Here is a 15,428-nt window from a genome sequence, read left to right on the forward strand (position 1 = left end):
AAGATGTCATGTCGATATACGGAAATCGACAGACGCGTCAGGCCTGTATGGCCATGACGCGCCGCGACGAAGACAGCGAGACCGCGTAGACCATCAGCCCGCCAATGGCCAGCACAAGGCCGACCCAGCCCGTCGACGTCCATCCATACCCCGCGCTGATCGTCACGCCGCCGAGCCACGCGCCGAGGGCGTTCGCCATGTTGAAGGCGGAGTGGTTGAGTGCCGCGGCGAGGGTCTGGGCTTCGCCGGCCACGTCCATCAGGCGGATCTGTAACGCCGGCCCGATGGCGACGATGGTGCCGATGAGCAGCACGTTGGCCGACGCCAGCCATGGATGCGGCGCGGTATAGACGAACAGGCCGAGCACTACCGCGGACCAGGCCAGCAGCCCGCCGATCGTGGGCATCAGCGCCTTGTCCGCGAGCCGCGAGCCGATCAGGTTGCCGCCGACCATGCCGACACCGAACAGCGCAAGCACGAACGGGATGCTGTCCACCGACATATGCGCCACTTCGAGCATGGTCGGCTTGATGTAGCTGAACACCGCGAACATGCCGCCAAAGCCGATGGCGCCGATACCGAGCGTCAGCCAGACCTGCTTGCGCGCCAGCGCCGACAGTTCGCGCAACGGGCTTGCCAGGCGGTCACCGGCCACGAACGGGACCCAGCGCCATACGAGCACCACCGTCAGCACACCGATGGCGCCCACGAGCGCGAACGCGGAGCGCCAGCCGAGCCATTGGCCGATGGCCGCGGCAATCGGCACGCCGATCAGCGTGGCCGTGGTCAGCCCCAGCATCACGAGCCCGACCGCCTGCGCGCGCGCATGCCGCGGCACGAGGCTCGCGGCGACGAGAGCCGCCACGCCGAAATACGTGCCATGCGGAAACCCCGTCAGCAGCCGCGCAACGAGCATCGCGCCGTAATCGGGCACCACCGCGCTCGCGAAATTGCCGATCGCGAAGACGGTCATCAGCGCGAGCAGCAGATTGCGCCGCGGCCATCGCGCGCCGAGCACCGCGAGCAGTGGCGCGCCGATCACGACGCCGAGCGCGTAGGCGCTGATCAGATGCCCGGCCTCGGGAATGGAAATCGAGAGATCGCGCGCGGCATCGGGCAGCAGGCCCATGATGACGAATTCGCCGGTACCGATCGCAAAGCCGCCGACGCCGAGCGCGAGCAGCGCCTTGCGGGAGGTGGCGCGGTCAGGCGTATCGGCCGGGGTGGCGGGGGCGTTCGAGTCTGTGTCGTTTGTCTGGTCTGGAGTCACTACCATGAGGGCGAGGAGAGAGAGATCGCGAAAACGTCTCCGTGACGTGAAGCGCGTGCCGTGGACTGCATGCTCGGGTCCGCGTGCCGGCCTCTATCGTCATATTTCCCTTGCGGGGAAGGCACTATTGTCCAACAAAACCGCGATGCCTGCCGCGCGCCACCTTCAACGCAGGCCTTTCAGCGCGCGATACACCTCCGCCAGTCCCGCATGCAGCCGCTTGTCGCGCCGGATCACCACGGCGAGCCCCCGGTGCAGGCGCGGCGACAGCGGCCGCACGACCACATCGCTGGGCGGTTGCCGCACGGCCATTCCCGGCAGGATCGCGCAGCCCAACCCTGCCGCGACCAGGGCCTTGATCGCCTCCACGCTGCCCAGCGACATCACGGGACGAATGCTCGCGCCACCGCGCGCGATCCACGTATCGGCGATGCGGCGCGTATTGCCGCCTTCGAACAGCAGCACGGGCCGCGTGGCCAGCGCGGCGGCCGTGATCCGGGCCGGCAGCGCCATGCCCGCCGGCGCGATCAGCAGGAACTCGTCTTCCATGACCGGCGTGATATGGAGGCTGCGGCCCGTTACGGGCAGCGTCACGAGCGCGATATCGAGCAGATTGTCTTCCACGGCCTTGACGATGTCCGCCGTATTGCCCACCGTCACGGCGATCTCGAGGTCCGGATGCCGCTGCCGCAGATCCTTCAGCAACGGCGGCAGCAGAAAGATGCATGCGGTAGCGCCGGTGCCGATGCGCACCGGCCCCGCCGCCACGCCGCTGCGGCGCGTCACGGCCTCCACCGCGGCCTCCACGGCCGAATCGATCGTCCCCGCGTGGGCCAGCAACTCGGCACCGGCGGCCGTCGCGCGCGCCTGCCGCCCCACACGCTCGAGCAGCGTCGTGCCGAGACTGCGCTCGAGCTGGCGGATCTGCTGGCTCACGGCGGGCTGCGTGAGGTCGAGGCGCTGCGCCGCGGCGGAGAAGCTGCCGAGTTCGACGACGGACACGAACGTGCGCAGGTAATTGAGGTTGAGACCGGGGGTCGGAGATTTCATGGCGGCTGCGCGATATCGGACGATCTCAAACAATCGCTTATACATTGCATCAAAGGATGAAGCTTCATTTATGGTAACGAATGAGGCAAGATGCGGCAACGCCTGACCCACGACCATCATGTCCACCGCTGCTTCCTCCCTAGATCCCGCCATCCACACCACGGTGCAGGTACGCGACGCCACCGACGACGATATGGCCGCGATCCAGGCCATCTACGCCCATCACGTCCTCCATGGCAAATCGAGCTTCGAGGAAGTGCCGCCGACGCTGGACGACATGCGCGCGCGGCGCGCGGGCGTCCTCGGCCACGGCCTGCCCTATCTGGCCGCCGAACTCGGCGGCCGGGTGGTGGGCTATGCCTACGCCACGCCCTATCGGCCGCGCCCGGCGTACCGGTTCACGGTGGAAGATTCGGTGTATGTGGCCGATGGGCTCGCGGGACGCGGCATCGGCAATGCGTTGATGGCCGCGCTGATCGCGCGCTGCGAGCAGGGACCATGGCGGCAGATGATCGCCGTGATCGGCAATAGCGCGAACGCGGGCTCGCGCGCGCTCCATGCGCGCCACGGCTTCGAATATGTCGGCACGCTCGCGAACGTCGGCTTCAAGTTCGGCGGCTGGCTCGATACCGTATTGATGCAGCGACCGCTCGGCGAAGGCGCGCGGTCGCTGCCGTCCACTAGCCCGAAGGACTAGCGCAAAGGACTGGCGCAAAACCCTGCCGCTCAGCTCTTGATGAACGCGAGCAGGTCGTTGTTGAAGCGTTCCTTGTGCGTGTCGGTCAGACCGTGCGGCGCACCGGGATAGACGATCAGCTTCGAGTTCTTCACGAGCTTGTGCGAGGCGCGGCCCGCCGCATCGATCGGCACGATCTGGTCGTCGTCGCCATGAATCACGAGCGTCGGACGATCGATCTTCTTCAGGTCCTCGGTGAAATCGGTTTCCGAGAAGGCCTTGATCGAGTCGTACGTGTTCTTGTGTCCGCCCTGCATGCCCTGCGCCCACCACCATTCGACGAGGCCCTGCGACACCTTCGCGCCCGGACGGTTGAAGCCATAGAACGGACCCGACGGAATATCGCGATACAGCTGCGAACGATTGGCCAGTTGCCCATTGCGAATGCCGTCGAACACTTCCAGCGGCAATCCACCGGGGTTGGCCGGCGTCTTGAGCATCAGCGGCGGCACGGCCGAGACCAGCACGACCTTGGCCACGCGCGACGTACCGTGCCGGCCGATATAGCGTGCCACCTCGCCGCCACCGGTGGAAAAGCCCACCAGAATCACATTGCGCAGGTCCAGCGTCTCGATGACGGTCGCGAGGTCGTCCGCGTAGTGGTCCATGTCGTTGCCGTTCCACGGCTGGCTCGAACGGCCGTGGCCGCGGCGGTCATGCGCCACCGCGCGGAAGCCGTTGTTGGCAACGGCCATCATCTGCGATTCCCAGCTGTCCGAAGACAGCGGCCAGCCGTGGCTGAACACGACCGGCTGGCCCGTGCCCCAGTCCTTGTAGTAGAGCTGCACGCCGTCCTTCGTGGTGATGAAGCTGCCACCGGCGTTCGCACCGGCCGGCGATGCGCCGGCACCCGGCTGGCCTGCCGCGCTGGCGGCAACCGCCTGCGTGGCCAGCAGTGCGCCAGCGGCGCCGAGGGCGCTGCCGAGCAGCAGGGAGCGGCGGGCGGGTACGGCTACGGCTTCGTTCTTCTCGTTCTTTGCAGACATGATGGGCTCCGATTAAGATCGTACGTATTTATATCGCGTGCGATATTTAAGGTCAAAAAAACTCGCTTCACGTGTAATCGCCGAGGCTGCCCCGCAGGTTCAGCATCCGGGTCCGCATCTCGCGAATCTCCGCCGCATTCAGCCCCGTGGCTTCCGCCACGCATGCGGGAATGCGCTCGGCCTTCTCGCGCAACGCCTCGCCCTGCTTCGTCAGCGTGACGATGACCTGCCGCTCGTCGGCCGCCGATCGTGTCCGCCTGACCAGACCCTGCGCCTCGAGCCGCTTGAGCAACGGCGTCAGCGTGGTGGTCTCCAGCGCGAGGCGTTCGCAGATCTCGGAGACATTGACGCCTTCCTTCTCCCACAACACCAGCAGCACCAGATACTGGGGATAGGTCACGTCCAGCTCGCGCAACAGCTTGCGATACACCTTGTTGAAGCTCAGCGCCGTGGAATAGACGGCGAAACACAGCTGCGCGTCGAGCGCCAGGGCATTCGATTCGGGCCGTTTCATCGTGGGTTTCCGTTGGTCACTGGGCATGGAGCGAAATTTATATCGCACACGATATATTGTCAAGCGACTTTTTTGAGGTGCGGTCGCTGCCCTCATTCATGCACAACCCACTGAGCAGCCCAGCACCATTCCGTGCGATGCCCTCCCGGCACTGGTGCACGCCCGATCGCGGCATCGTGCCCGCTCGCGCCACGCTGGCCCGCTCACAGACCAGACATATCCCCTCCCGATGCGGGGGGTCCGCCACCCTCGAGCTGGCGCGGGGCCTGAGGGCAGACGCTCCGCCTCATGCAGACAACTCGCCCGGCCACACGGCAATGGTGAGCAGCCCACAACGATCAGGCATTACATGTGCTTCTGAGAAACGCTTCGTTTGGTCACAGCGTTCACGGTCTTAAGCTTTGCCTCTCTGATTGAGAGTCACTGCATAGCTCTGTGAGCGGCTCACAGGAGTCAATGAACCCATGAGCGAACCACAATTCCACGCGCCATCCCGCGAGACTGACGCCGATAGCGTCAGCCTCGGTCTTGCGGCCTACACCGCGATTCGTCGCGACATCCTCACGTGCCGACTCGTCCCCGGGTCCATGGTGACCGAGGGCGAGCTGATGGCGACGTATGGCTTCGGCAAGAACAGCTGCCGCATCGCGCTGACCCGGCTCGCGCACGAGCGCCTCGTGTTTGCGCGGCCACGCAAGGGCTATCAGGTAGCGCCCATCACGCTGAAGGACGTCGAGGAAGTCTTCGCGCTGCGCGTGCAGCTCGAGCCGATGGCGGCGCGGCTGGCGGTCAATCGCGTCGACACGCAGCTGCTGCATCGGCTCGAAGCGGCCTGCCGCGTCGAACACATCGGTCCGCTGCCGCATCGCATCGACGTCTTCATGGATGCGAACAAGGCGTTCCACCTCGCCATCGCCGAAGCCACCGGCAACGAGCGCCTGCTGCGCACGCTGTCGGGCCTGATGGACGAGATGTCGCGGCTGGTCGCGCTCGGCTTCAACGTGCAGCGCGTGAAGCCGGAGATCCGTCACGACCACAACTCGATGATCAAGGCATTCGAGGATCGCGACGAACGCGCGGCGGAAACGATCGCGCGCCGCCATATCGAGACGTTCCGCACGCAGACGATGGAAAAGGTCTACGCAAGTCTGTCGCAGGCGGGGACGTATCTGCCGCTCGTCGTGGCCGGAGGTGTGCGATGAGCCCCCCCGTTCTGGTTGCCACGGGCATCACCAAGCGCTTCGGCGCAACCACGATCCTCGACGACATCGACCTGACCGTGAACGCCGGCGAAGTCCTCGCGCTGGTCGGCCCGTCGGGCTGCGGCAAGAGCACGCTGCTGAATATCCTGTCGGGCCTCGTCGCGCCCGATGCGGGCCAGTTGCTGGTGGAAGGCGTGCCGTCGACGCAGGTCAGGGACTGGCGCCGCATCGCGTACATGTTTCAGGAAGACCGTCTCCTGCCCTGGCGCACGGTGCGCGACAACGTGACGTTCGGGCTCGAAGCCTCGCCGATGCTGCGCGGCGAACGCGACCGCATCGCCGACGAGATGCTCGCGCTCGTGGGCCTGCATGGCCGCGCCGACGCATGGCCGCACGAACTGTCGGGCGGCATGCGCAGCCGCGTGGCCCTGGCGCGCAGCCTCGCCGTGCAGCCGGACGTGCTGCTGATGGACGAGCCGTTCTCGAAGCTCGACCCGCATACGCGCAGCCAGATGCATGAAGAGTTGCTGCGCATTCAGGCCGGCAATCCCAACCACAAGCGCATGACAGTCGTTTTCGTCACGCACGATATGGAAGAGGCCGTGGTGCTCGCGGACCGCGTGGTGCGCCTGGCCGCGCGCCCGGGGCGTGTCGCCGACGTCGTCGATCTCGCGACACTCGTGCGGCCCCGTATTCCGACGGCACCGGTCGTCGCCGAACAGGTCCGCGTGCTGCGGGCCGCCGCGTAAGGAGCCGCCGCCATGTCTAACGTGATCCAGAACCGCGCGCTCCAACTCGTCGCGCAACGTCTGCTGTTGGTCGGCGCCGTGCTTGGGCTGTGGTGGTGGGGCGCGTCGCACGTGCCGTCGTTCGTGCTGCCGGGCCCGGCCAAGGTTGCCGACGCACTGGTCGCGCTGTGGCACAGCGATACGTTCGCGGCCGATGTGGGCGCCACGTTCCGCCGCGTGCTGACGGGCTTCCTGATCGCCACCGTCATCGGCACGGGACTCGGGCTCGCGCTCGGCGGCAGCCGGATGCTCGCGCGCTTCTTCGAGCCCATCCTCACCGTCTTCAATACCGTGTCGTCGGCCATCTGGGCGATCTTCGCGATCATCTGGTTCGGCATCTCGGACGCGACCACCATCTTCGTCGTGTTCATGACCGCCATGCCGCTGATTCTCACGAACGTGTGGGAAGGCGCGAAGACCGTCGATGCGCAGTACGTGGATCTGGCGCGGAGCTTCCGCATGTCGCGGCTGCAGATCCTGCGCAAGATCTACGGGCCCACGATCCTGCCGCACTTCTTCGCCGGCGCGCGGCTCGCCTTCGGTTTCGGCTGGCGCGTCTCGCTGGTGGCGGAAACCATCGGTTCCTCCAGCGGCATCGGTTACCGGCTGCGCCAGGCCGCGGACCTCGTGCAGACGGATCAGGTCTTCGCGTGGACCGTGCTGCTGGTCGGCCTGATGCTGCTGCTCGAAGGCGGCGTGCTCAAGCCCGCCGAACGCTGGCTGTTCCGCTGGAAGGCACCGGCCGGTGCATCCGGCAAGTCCGCCGCCCCGTCACGCAACACCTCTTCTCTGCTTCAAGTTCAAGGATGACCATCATGCGCAAGCTATTTACTGCCACCTTTGCCGCGCTGTCGCTGTTCTCGGCCGCCGCAAGCGCCGCCGACACCGTGAAGATCGGCTACTGGACCAGCGGCGTGAGCCTGGGCTACGGCTCCGTGCTGGAAGCGAAGGACTTCCTGGCCAAGCGCGGCATCAAGGCCGAGTTCGTGCACTTTCCCGACGTGAACGCCCCGCTGCGCGCGCTGGCGGCCGGCTCGATCGACCTCGCGTTCGGTGCCCCGGTGGCTGGCGTGTTCGGCACCGCCGCCTCGGGCGTGCCCATCCGCATCTTCGCGGCCACGCAGCCCGCCGACGTGCAGTTCGTCGTGCCGAAGGACTCGCCGATCCAGTCGATCGCCGAGTTCAAGGGCAAGAAGATCGGCATGTCGCCGGCCGGCTCGTCGGTGGCCGTGATCGCGAGCGCCGTGCTCGCGGGCAACTATCAGATCAAAAGCAGCGAGTTCTCGCTGATCGGCGGCAACGAGTCGCGCCTTGCGCAGTTCCTCGTGCAGAAGCAGGTGGACGCGGCCGCGCTGCGGTCCGTGACCGTGGCACAGCTCGGCAGCGAACTGCCCGTGCGCAAGCTCAGCACGTTTGCCGACGAATGGAAGAAGCTCACGAAGTCCGATGCGGTGCCGTATATCGGCGTGGGCGCCGTGCGCACGGAGCTCATCGACAAGCAGCCGGAGACGGTGGCACGCGTGATCGCCGCGCTGCGCGACACCCTCGCATGGGGCAACGCCAACCGCGACGAAGTGGTGCAGATCCTTCAGAAGAAGGCCAACCTGCCCGCCGACGACGCCAAAGTCTACGTGAGCCACTGGAACGACATGAACCGCGTGGCCTTCGAGCCGACCGATATCGATACGCTGCGCCGCCAGCATGCGGTGTTCGTCGAGTCCGGTCTGGTCAAGGGCGAACTCAAGGACGACCTGTTCGCGCGCGGTCCGTACGAGCAGTCGAAGACGCTCAAGTAATTGGTTAGATTCGCCCCCCTTTTTTCTTCCCCCAAGCAAGGAACATCCCGTGAGCCAAACCATGCAGGCGCTCGTTCTCGATGCGCACGGTACCCTCGATCAACTTCGCGTCGTCAGCGACAAGCCCGTTCCCACGGCAGGCGAAGGTCACGTCGTGATCCGCGTCGGCGCGTCCTCGTTCAACTATCACGACGTATTCACCGTTCAGGGCATGCCCGGCATCAAGGTGCCGCTGCCCGTCGTGATCGGGCTGGACCTCGCCGGCACGATCACCGAGATCGGTGAGGGCGTGTCCGGCTGGAAGATCGGCGATCGCGTGCTCGTCAATCCGCTGAAGCCCGGCGTGGGCCTGATGGGCGAGATGGTCGACGGCGGCATGGCCGAGTACGCGCGGGTCGATGCCAAACAGCTGATCGCGCTGCCCGAGAACGTGACGTTCGAGCAGGCCGCCGCGCTGCCGGTGGCTTACGGCACCGCGCATCGCATGCTGATCACGCACAACACGGTCAAGGCCGGCGACAAGGTGCTCGTGCTCGGCGCGAGCGGTGGTGTCGGCACGGCGACGGTGCTGCTGGCGAAGATGCTCGGTGCGGAAGTCATTGCCGCGGCCGGCAGCGACGAGAAAGGCGAAAAGCTCAAGGCGATCGGCGCGGACCATGTCGTCAACTACCGCGAAGTCGATTTCGGCAAATGGGTCATCGAGCGCTACGGCAAGCCGCAGCGCCGCAACTTCGACGGCGGCGTCGATGTCGTGGTGAACTTCACGGGCGGCGACACGTGGCTGCCGTCGATCAAGAGCCTCAAGCGCGGCGGCACGCTGCTCGTGTGCGGCGCCACCGCGGGGCACGACCCGAAGGAAGATCTGCGCTACGTATGGAGCTTCGAGCTGAACATCAAGGGCTCGAACAGCTTCTACGACGACAACCTCAAGGCGCTGCTCGCGCTGGTGGCCGAAGGCAAGCTCGATCCGGTCATCGACAGCGTGGTACCGCTGACCGGTGCCGCCGACGGCCTCGCGCTGATTCGCGATCGCGCCGTGCTCGGCAAGGTGATTGTCACGCCCTGAGCGTCACGCCTGATTCCCTCTTACTTCCCATACCCCCGATCATGTCCGAAAACACCACCCTTCCGACCGCCGCCGACGTGCAGGCACGCCTGCTGCGCGGCCCCTATCACCAATGGCTGGGCCTCGAAGTCCAGAACGTCGCCGACGGCGAGATCACCATCACCGCGAAGTTCCGCGACGAATGGGTCGTCAACGTCGAGGGCGGCTATATCCATGGCGGCATTCTTGCCGCGCTGGTGGACCTCGGCGCGGACTGGGCGCTCGTCTCGCACACCGGCAAGGGCGTGCCGACGATCGACCTGCGCGTGGACTACCACCGTGCCGCGCGCGGCGACCTCAAGGTCGTCGGCAAGGTCATCAAGACCGGCCGCCAGGTCTCCGTCGCGGAGGCGAGCGTGTTCGACGCCGAAGGACGGCTCGTGGCCAGCGGCCGCGGCGTCTATTCGACGCCTGCCGCCTGACCGGACACGGATACGATCATGGACGAGCGCTCGAGTTTCATCCCTGATTCCAGCCCGAACGTCAGTCGAAACCTCGGTCGGATCATCGATCGAGGTGCCGACCGTGCCGCCACCGCGATCGTGGGCCTCGATCTGGAAGGCCATGCCACCGAGCATAGCTTCGGCGAGATCGACACGCGTGCCGATGCCATGGCGCGCGGGCTGCTCGCGCGCGGGCTCGTGCCCGGCGATCGCGTGGCGCTGCTCGGCGTGAACGCGGTGGATTACGTCGTCTCGCTGCTCGGCATCGTCCGTGCGGGGCTCGTGGCGGTGCCCGTCAACTTCAAGCTGCCGGCCACGATCGTCGAGTACATCCTGGCCGACAGCGGCGCGCGCCTCGTGCTGTGCGACGCCGCGCGCGCGCCACAGGTGCCGGCCGCCCTGCCGCACCTCGTGTTCGGCTCGGCGGCGTTCGCCGCCCTGGCCGTCGCGCAGCCGAATGCCGAGCCATTCGAGGCATTCGAGCCCGGCGAGCGGGATCTTGCGCTCATTCTCTATACGTCCGGCTCCACGGGACGTCCCAAGGGTGTCCTGCTGAGCCATGCGTCCCATCGCTGGGTCGTACGCACACGCCAGGCGGCCACACCGCTGGCCGACGAGCGCGTACTGATTGCCGCCCCGCTGTACCACATGAATGCGCTCGCGCTCATCCTGCTGACGCTCGCGAGCCACGCGCCGGCCGTATTGCTGCCGCAGTTCCAGGCGGCCGCGTATATCCGCGCGATCGCCCGCTATCGCTGCACATGGCTCACGGCCGTGCCGCCGATGATCGCGATGATGCTGCGCGAGCGCGAACTGCTCGCGCAGACGGACCTCGGCAGCGTGCGCGTGGTACGCATGGGCTCCGCGCCCGTGAGCCCCAGCCTGCTCGAACAGATTCACAAGCTGCTGCCCAATGCGCGCGTGATCAACGCGTTCGGCACAACCGAAGGCGGTCCGGTCGTGTTCGGTCCGCACCCCGACGGCCTGCCCACGCCCACCCAATCGGTCGGTGCCGCGCATCCGGCCGTGCAGATGCGGCTGGTCGACGCGCAAGGCCAGGCCGCGGAGGAAGGCGTGCTCGAACTGAAGAGTCCGGGCCTGATGCTCGGCTACCACCAGCGTCCCGAGCTGTCGCCATTCACGCCCGACGGCTATTACGTGACCGGCGATGTGTTCCGTCGCGATGCCAACGGGTTCTACACGTTCGTCGGCCGCCGCGACGACATGTTCGTGAGCGGTGGCGAGAACCTGTATCCCGGCGAAATCGAGAAAGCGCTCGAGCGTCATCCGGCCGTGCAGCAGGCCAGCGTGGTGCCGGTGCCGGACGACATCAAGGGCACCAAGCCCGTGGCATTCGTCGTGCCGCGCCCGGGCCATGCCGTCCCCAGCGAAGACGAACTCAAGGCGTTCTCGCTGACCCAGCTGGCCGCCTACGAGCATCCGCGACGCATCTGGTTCGTGGATGCGCTGCCGCTCGCGGCCACGCAGAAGATCGACCGGCGCGCACTGACCGAGGATGCCTTGCAGCGCCTTGGCGGCGAGCACGCCCATCATTAACCGCAGGAGTATTCCGATGTCTTTCCAGCACCCGGCGGCTCGCGCCGTGGCCTTCTCTCTTCTTGCCGCGTGCGCGGCACCCGCGTTCGCGCTCGACGAGGTGACCGTCGCGCTGGCCATTCCGCCCGCCGTGCACGACGGCGCGCCTTACGCGGCCGCCGAGGAGCTCGGACTGTTCAAGGAGGCCAACCTCAGCGTCAAGACCATCGTGTTCCAGGGCGCGGGCGCGCTGCTGCCGCAGGTGGCAGGCAAGCGCGTGACGTTCGGCTATCCGACCTCCGAACCCGTGATCGCCAGCTATTTCTCGGGCAAGGATCCGCTGCCTCTGCGCTACTTCTACAACGGCGTGCCCGGCAACACGATGGAGTTCGCGGTGCTGGCGGACTCGCCCATCAAGACGCTTGCCGACCTCAAGGGCAAGCAGATCGGCGTGGGCGCGCTCACATGGGGCACGATTCCCGGCGGCCGCGCGGCGCTGCGCACGGCGGGCCTCGAACCCGGCAAGAACGTGGAGTACGTGGCCGTCGGCGCGCTGGGCGCGGGCTTCCAGGCCCTGCGCACGCACAAGGTGGATGCGCTCAACTTCAACAGCAGCTGGGACGACCAGCTCGAGTTCTCGGGCGTGAAGATCCGCCGCATCGCCTATCCGCCGGTATTCCAGGAAACCGCCGGCAATGGCTTTATCGCCCACGTGGACACGCTGCGCGACCAGCCCGATCTCGTACGGCGCTTCGGCCGCGCCTATACGCAGGCGCAACTCGTGTGCGAGGCGAACCCGACGTTCTGCGTCAAGGCCTTCTGGAAGCACAACCCCGAGGCCAGGCCCGCCGGCGATGAAGCGAAGAATCTCGCCGAGGCCACCGAACTGCTGAGCCGCCGCCTCAAGCGCGTCCTGCATACGCCCGCCGGCGCCGCGCGTGTGCCGGGGCAGTACGACCTGGCCGCCATCCAGCGCGGCATCGATGCCATGGCCAAGGCCGGCGAGTATCCGAGCGCGGATGTCCCGCTGCAGAAGATCTTCAGCAACGAGTTCGTGCCCGCGTTCACCGACTTCGATCGCGCGGCATTGCTGCGCCGGGCAAAGGCGGCGCAATGAGCGGAACGATCCACGAACTGGCCACCGGCACGCCCGTGCTTTCGGTCACGCCCGCCGACGCCCTCGTCGATGTGCCCCGCGAGATCGTCGTGCGCGGCTTTCGCGCGGGCGAGCGCGTGGCACTGGACGCCACGCTCGCGCATCCCGATGGCAGCGCATGGCAGAGCCATGCCGAGTTCATCGCCGATGCCGATGGCGATATCGATATCGCGCGCGTCATTCCGATCGCCGGAGACTGGCGCATCGCGGATGCCACCGCCCCGGTCTGGGCCATGCAGCGCACGCAGGCGCCCGTACGCCCTCAACTGAGCGAGGACGTGAACCCGCTGGAGATCGTGCTGTCCGCCACGGGCGAGCACGGCGCGCGGGCATCGGCCACGTACACGCTGCGCTTTCTGGGGCTGGGCGTCGCACTGCGCCCGGTCCGCGAGGCGGGCCTGACCGGCACGCTCTATACGCCGGCGGGCGACGGCCCGCATCCGGCCGTGCTCGTGCTGGCGGGGTCCGGCGGCGGCATGCACGAGCAGCGCGCGGCCCTCTACGCGGCGCGCGGTTACACGGCGCTTGCGCTCGGATATTTCAAGGCACCGGGACGTCCCGACCATATCGACGACACCCCGCTCGAGTATTTCGAAAGCGCGCTGCAATGGATGCACGCGACGCTGAAGCCGGCCAATGGCTTCGTCGCGGTATCGGGCGTCTCGCGCGGCGGCGAGCTCGTGCTGCTGCTGGGCGCGCGCTTTCCGGAACTCGTCTCGGCCGTCATCGCCTATGTGCCGAGCGCCGTCGTCAACGGCACGTTGCGCGCGGGCAAGCCCGGTGCGCCGCGCGACGCCACGGCATGGACCTGGCGCGGCGAGCCGTTGCCCAATGTCTGGCGCGGCAATCCCGATGCCGACTGGTCGGCATTCGACGCGCCCGCCGCGCCGGGGCAGCCGGTCCGGCAGGCGGCCGCGTTCCACACGGTATTGCGGAACGCGGACTTCGTCGCGGCCGCGCGGATTCCGGTCGAACAGATTCGTGGGCCGGTGCTGCTGATCTCCGGCACCGACGACGGTTTCTGGCCGTCCACGCTGTATAGCGAGCAGGTGGAACGCACGCTGCGCGAGCACGGCGCGCGCTGGCCCGTGAAGCATGTGGTCGGCACGGGCGCGGGGCATGCGATCGGGGTGCCGCAACTGCCGGCGACGCTGATTGCCAAGCCCCATCCGGTGGCGGGCCTGCTGCTCGATGGCGGCGGTACGGCGGAAGCGAATGCTCGGGCGAGCGCGCAGTCGTGGGAAGCGGTGCTGGCATTCCTCGCGGATGCCGTGACAACGGGCAAACAGGCATGACCGCGGCGTTGCCTGTCATGTCGCCCATTGCGTCTCCCGCGCTCGACGCGCGGCACGTCGGCCTGACCTACCCCACCCGCAGCGGCGAAACCGAAGCGCTCAAGGACATCGACCTCGCAATCGGCGACGGGGAATTCGTGGCACTGCTCGGTCCGTCGGGCTGCGGCAAGTCCACGCTGCTGCGGCTGGCGGCGGGCCTGATGCCGGCCAGCACGGGCACGCTCCACCTGCACGGCAAACCCATCGAGGGACCGAGCCGCCGCGCGGGCGTGGTGTTCCAGAAGCCGAACCTGCTGCCGTGGAAGACCGTACGCGACAACGTGCTGTTGCCCGCGCGCACGCAGCGGCTCGATCTGCGCGCCGCCGGGCGCCGTGCCGACGAACTGCTCGAACTCGTGGGGCTTGCGCAGTTCGCCAAGGCATACCCGTTCGAGCTATCGGGCGGCATGCAACAGCGCGTGGGCATTGCGCGCATGCTGCTGCCCGATCCGGACCTCCTGCTGATGGACGAACCGTTCGCCGCGCTCGATGCGCTCTCGCGAGAGACGCTGACGTTCGCATTGCAGGAAATCTGGAGTGTGCAGCGCAAGTCCGTGCTGTTCATCACGCACAGCATTCCGGAAGCGGTATTCCTCGCCGACCGTGTGCTCGTGATGTCGCCGCGTCCGGGGCGCATCGTGGAATCGCTGCAGATCGACCTGCCCCGCCCGCGGACGCTCGATACCTTCGATACGCCCGCGTTCACGGCGCTGACCCAACACCTGCGGAGACACTTCAATGCCTCGCCGATCTAGACTGCTGCCGGCACCGCTCTACCCGCTGATCAGCCTCGGCGTACTGCTCCTCGTCTGGCATCTGGCCGTACGCATCTGGCAGATTCCCGACTACCTGCTGCCGCCGCCATCGGCCGTCTTCGACGCGCTGTCGGCGGGCTTCGCCAGCGGCAGCCTGTGGCCGCATATCTGGGCCACGCTCGTCAATACGTTCAGCGGCTATGCCATCGGCTGTGCACTGGCCATCGCGCTCGGGGCGTTGCTCGCCGAGTCGGAGACGTTCGAACGCTTCGTCTACCCGGTGCTGGTCGGCCTGCAGGCCACGCCGAAGGTCGCGCTCGGACCGATCATCCTGGTCTGGTTCGGCTTCGGGGCCGCGTCGAAGATCGTGCTCGTCGCGCTGGTCTGCTTCTTTCCGCTGTTCGTGAACACGGTCAACGGTATCCGGCGCACCGATCCGGAACTGCTCGAAGCGTGCCGCGCGTTCAGCGCGTCGCGATGGTTCCTGCTATGGCACGTGAAACTGCCGGCCGCGCTCGGCGATATCTTTGCCGGGTTGCAGATCGGCGTGTCGCTCGCATTGATCGGCGCGGTGGTGGGCGAGTTCCTGTCCGCGCAGAAGGGGCTTGGCTATCTGATCGCCTCGTCCTCGGTCAGCATGAGTCTGGCCACGATGTTCGCGGGCGTGATTCTGCTCGCGGTCACGGGACTCACGGGTGCGGAGATCGTGCGCGCGTTGCAGCGACGCGTGGTGTTCTGGCAGGCGCGGAAACAGTAA

The 15,428-nt window shown here is 67.0% G+C and carries 16 protein-coding genes; 12 read left to right on the forward strand and 4 right to left on the reverse strand.

Features of this window, described 5'->3' with window-relative positions; translation table 11 throughout:
• Positions 1–37: 37 nt before the first annotated feature.
• Both AAHB16_RS10350 and AAHB16_RS10355 read right to left on the reverse strand, forming a co-directional pair.
• Positions 38–1,276, reverse strand: a complete 1,239-nt coding sequence (locus tag AAHB16_RS10350; protein WP_342050796.1) for an MFS transporter — start codon at positions 1,274–1,276, stop codon at positions 38–40.
• A gap of 159 nt (positions 1,277–1,435) precedes the next feature.
• Positions 1,436–2,320, reverse strand: a complete 885-nt coding sequence (locus AAHB16_RS10355; protein ID WP_150375022.1) for a LysR family transcriptional regulator — start codon at positions 2,318–2,320, stop codon at positions 1,436–1,438.
• 118 nt (positions 2,321–2,438) lie between these two features.
• Here AAHB16_RS10355 and AAHB16_RS10360 point away from each other — a divergent pair, with 118 nt between their 5' ends.
• Entirely contained in the window at positions 2,439–3,017 is a 579-nt protein-coding gene (locus tag AAHB16_RS10360; RefSeq protein WP_150375023.1) for a GNAT family N-acetyltransferase, read from the forward strand.
• A gap of 29 nt (positions 3,018–3,046) precedes the next feature.
• On the opposite strand, the gene AAHB16_RS10365 is transcribed toward AAHB16_RS10360, so the two are convergent.
• Entirely contained in the window at positions 3,047–4,042 is a 996-nt protein-coding gene (locus AAHB16_RS10365) for an alpha/beta fold hydrolase (protein WP_150375024.1), read from the reverse strand.
• 67 nt (positions 4,043–4,109) lie between these two features.
• Entirely contained in the window at positions 4,110–4,556 is a 447-nt protein-coding gene (locus AAHB16_RS10370; RefSeq protein ID WP_223851762.1) for a MarR family winged helix-turn-helix transcriptional regulator, read from the reverse strand.
• Positions 4,557–5,020: 464 nt separating this feature from the next.
• Between AAHB16_RS10370 and AAHB16_RS10375 the strand changes: the two genes are divergently transcribed.
• The 11 genes from AAHB16_RS10375 (at position 5,021) to AAHB16_RS10425 (ending at position 15,428) form a co-directional block, all read left to right on the forward strand.
• The gene (locus tag AAHB16_RS10375; RefSeq protein ID WP_150375026.1) at positions 5,021–5,758 is read left to right on the forward strand and encodes a GntR family transcriptional regulator; all 738 of its coding nucleotides are present in this window, start codon (positions 5,021–5,023) and stop codon (positions 5,756–5,758) included.
• The gene (locus tag AAHB16_RS10380) at positions 5,755–6,507 is read left to right on the forward strand and encodes an ABC transporter ATP-binding protein (RefSeq protein WP_150375027.1); all 753 of its coding nucleotides are present in this window, start codon (positions 5,755–5,757) and stop codon (positions 6,505–6,507) included. Before AAHB16_RS10375 ends, AAHB16_RS10380 begins: the two co-directional genes overlap by 4 nt.
• A 12-nt stretch (positions 6,508–6,519) precedes the next feature.
• On the forward strand, positions 6,520–7,356 hold the full coding sequence (locus AAHB16_RS10385; protein WP_150375028.1) for an ABC transporter permease: 837 nt from the start codon (positions 6,520–6,522) through the stop codon (positions 7,354–7,356).
• A 5-nt stretch (positions 7,357–7,361) separates the two neighbouring features.
• Positions 7,362–8,342, forward strand: a complete 981-nt coding sequence (locus AAHB16_RS10390) for an ABC transporter substrate-binding protein (RefSeq protein WP_342050797.1) — start codon at positions 7,362–7,364, stop codon at positions 8,340–8,342.
• Between the two features lie 61 nt (positions 8,343–8,403).
• Entirely contained in the window at positions 8,404–9,408 is a 1,005-nt protein-coding gene (locus AAHB16_RS10395) for a zinc-binding dehydrogenase (RefSeq protein ID WP_342050816.1), read from the forward strand.
• A 41-nt stretch (positions 9,409–9,449) separates the two neighbouring features.
• The gene (locus tag AAHB16_RS10400) at positions 9,450–9,869 is read left to right on the forward strand and encodes a PaaI family thioesterase (RefSeq protein WP_109584981.1); all 420 of its coding nucleotides are present in this window, start codon (positions 9,450–9,452) and stop codon (positions 9,867–9,869) included.
• An 18-nt stretch (positions 9,870–9,887) separates the two neighbouring features.
• Positions 9,888–11,447 (forward strand): class I adenylate-forming enzyme family protein, encoded by a 1,560-nt coding sequence (locus AAHB16_RS10405; protein WP_342050798.1) that lies wholly within the window; start codon positions 9,888–9,890, stop codon positions 11,445–11,447.
• A gap of 16 nt (positions 11,448–11,463) precedes the next feature.
• On the forward strand, positions 11,464–12,543 hold the full coding sequence (locus AAHB16_RS10410) for an ABC transporter substrate-binding protein (protein WP_150375032.1): 1,080 nt from the start codon (positions 11,464–11,466) through the stop codon (positions 12,541–12,543).
• Positions 12,540–13,877 (forward strand): acyl-CoA thioesterase/bile acid-CoA:amino acid N-acyltransferase family protein, encoded by a 1,338-nt coding sequence (locus AAHB16_RS10415; RefSeq protein ID WP_342050799.1) that lies wholly within the window; start codon positions 12,540–12,542, stop codon positions 13,875–13,877. The genes AAHB16_RS10410 and AAHB16_RS10415 overlap by 4 nt, the downstream gene beginning before the upstream one ends.
• Before the next feature lie 17 nt (positions 13,878–13,894).
• On the forward strand, positions 13,895–14,671 hold the full coding sequence (locus AAHB16_RS10420; RefSeq protein WP_342050800.1) for an ABC transporter ATP-binding protein: 777 nt from the start codon (positions 13,895–13,897) through the stop codon (positions 14,669–14,671).
• Complete coding sequence (locus tag AAHB16_RS10425; RefSeq protein WP_150375035.1) at positions 14,655–15,428, forward strand: ABC transporter permease; 774 nt, start codon at positions 14,655–14,657, stop codon at positions 15,426–15,428. Before AAHB16_RS10420 ends, AAHB16_RS10425 begins: the two co-directional genes overlap by 17 nt.

It is taken from the genome of Cupriavidus sp. OTU4054 (genome assembly GCF_038440175.1).
Taxonomy (GTDB): domain Bacteria; phylum Pseudomonadota; class Gammaproteobacteria; order Burkholderiales; family Burkholderiaceae; genus Cupriavidus; species Cupriavidus pauculus_D.

Bases quoted from the DNA above. Each gene is read 5' to 3' on its own strand.
- AAHB16_RS10365 (WP_150375024.1), bottom strand. From the start codon at position 4,042: ATGTCTGCAAAGAACGAGAAGAACGAAGCCGTAGCCGTACCCGCCCGC.
- AAHB16_RS10375 (WP_150375026.1), top strand. From the start codon at position 5,021: ATGAGCGAACCACAATTCCACGCGCCATCCCGCGAGACTGACGCCGAT.
- AAHB16_RS10405 (WP_342050798.1), top strand. From the start codon at position 9,888: ATGGACGAGCGCTCGAGTTTCATCCCTGATTCCAGCCCGAACGTCAGT.
- AAHB16_RS10425 (WP_150375035.1), top strand. From the start codon at position 14,655: ATGCCTCGCCGATCTAGACTGCTGCCGGCACCGCTCTACCCGCTGATC.
- AAHB16_RS10380 (WP_150375027.1), top strand. From the start codon at position 5,755: ATGAGCCCCCCCGTTCTGGTTGCCACGGGCATCACCAAGCGCTTCGGC.
- AAHB16_RS10395 (WP_342050816.1), top strand. From the start codon at position 8,404: ATGCAGGCGCTCGTTCTCGATGCGCACGGTACCCTCGATCAACTTCGC.
- AAHB16_RS10415 (WP_342050799.1), top strand. From the start codon at position 12,540: ATGAGCGGAACGATCCACGAACTGGCCACCGGCACGCCCGTGCTTTCG.
- AAHB16_RS10385 (WP_150375028.1), top strand. From the start codon at position 6,520: ATGTCTAACGTGATCCAGAACCGCGCGCTCCAACTCGTCGCGCAACGT.
- AAHB16_RS10410 (WP_150375032.1), top strand. From the start codon at position 11,464: ATGTCTTTCCAGCACCCGGCGGCTCGCGCCGTGGCCTTCTCTCTTCTT.
- AAHB16_RS10355 (WP_150375022.1), bottom strand. From the start codon at position 2,320: ATGAAATCTCCGACCCCCGGTCTCAACCTCAATTACCTGCGCACGTTC.
- AAHB16_RS10360 (WP_150375023.1), top strand. From the start codon at position 2,439: ATGTCCACCGCTGCTTCCTCCCTAGATCCCGCCATCCACACCACGGTG.
- AAHB16_RS10400 (WP_109584981.1), top strand. From the start codon at position 9,450: ATGTCCGAAAACACCACCCTTCCGACCGCCGCCGACGTGCAGGCACGC.
- AAHB16_RS10420 (WP_342050800.1), top strand. From the start codon at position 13,895: ATGTCGCCCATTGCGTCTCCCGCGCTCGACGCGCGGCACGTCGGCCTG.
- AAHB16_RS10370 (WP_223851762.1), bottom strand. From the start codon at position 4,556: ATGAAACGGCCCGAATCGAATGCCCTGGCGCTCGACGCGCAGCTGTGT.
- AAHB16_RS10350 (WP_342050796.1), bottom strand. From the start codon at position 1,276: ATGGTAGTGACTCCAGACCAGACAAACGACACAGACTCGAACGCCCCC.
- AAHB16_RS10390 (WP_342050797.1), top strand. From the start codon at position 7,362: ATGCGCAAGCTATTTACTGCCACCTTTGCCGCGCTGTCGCTGTTCTCG.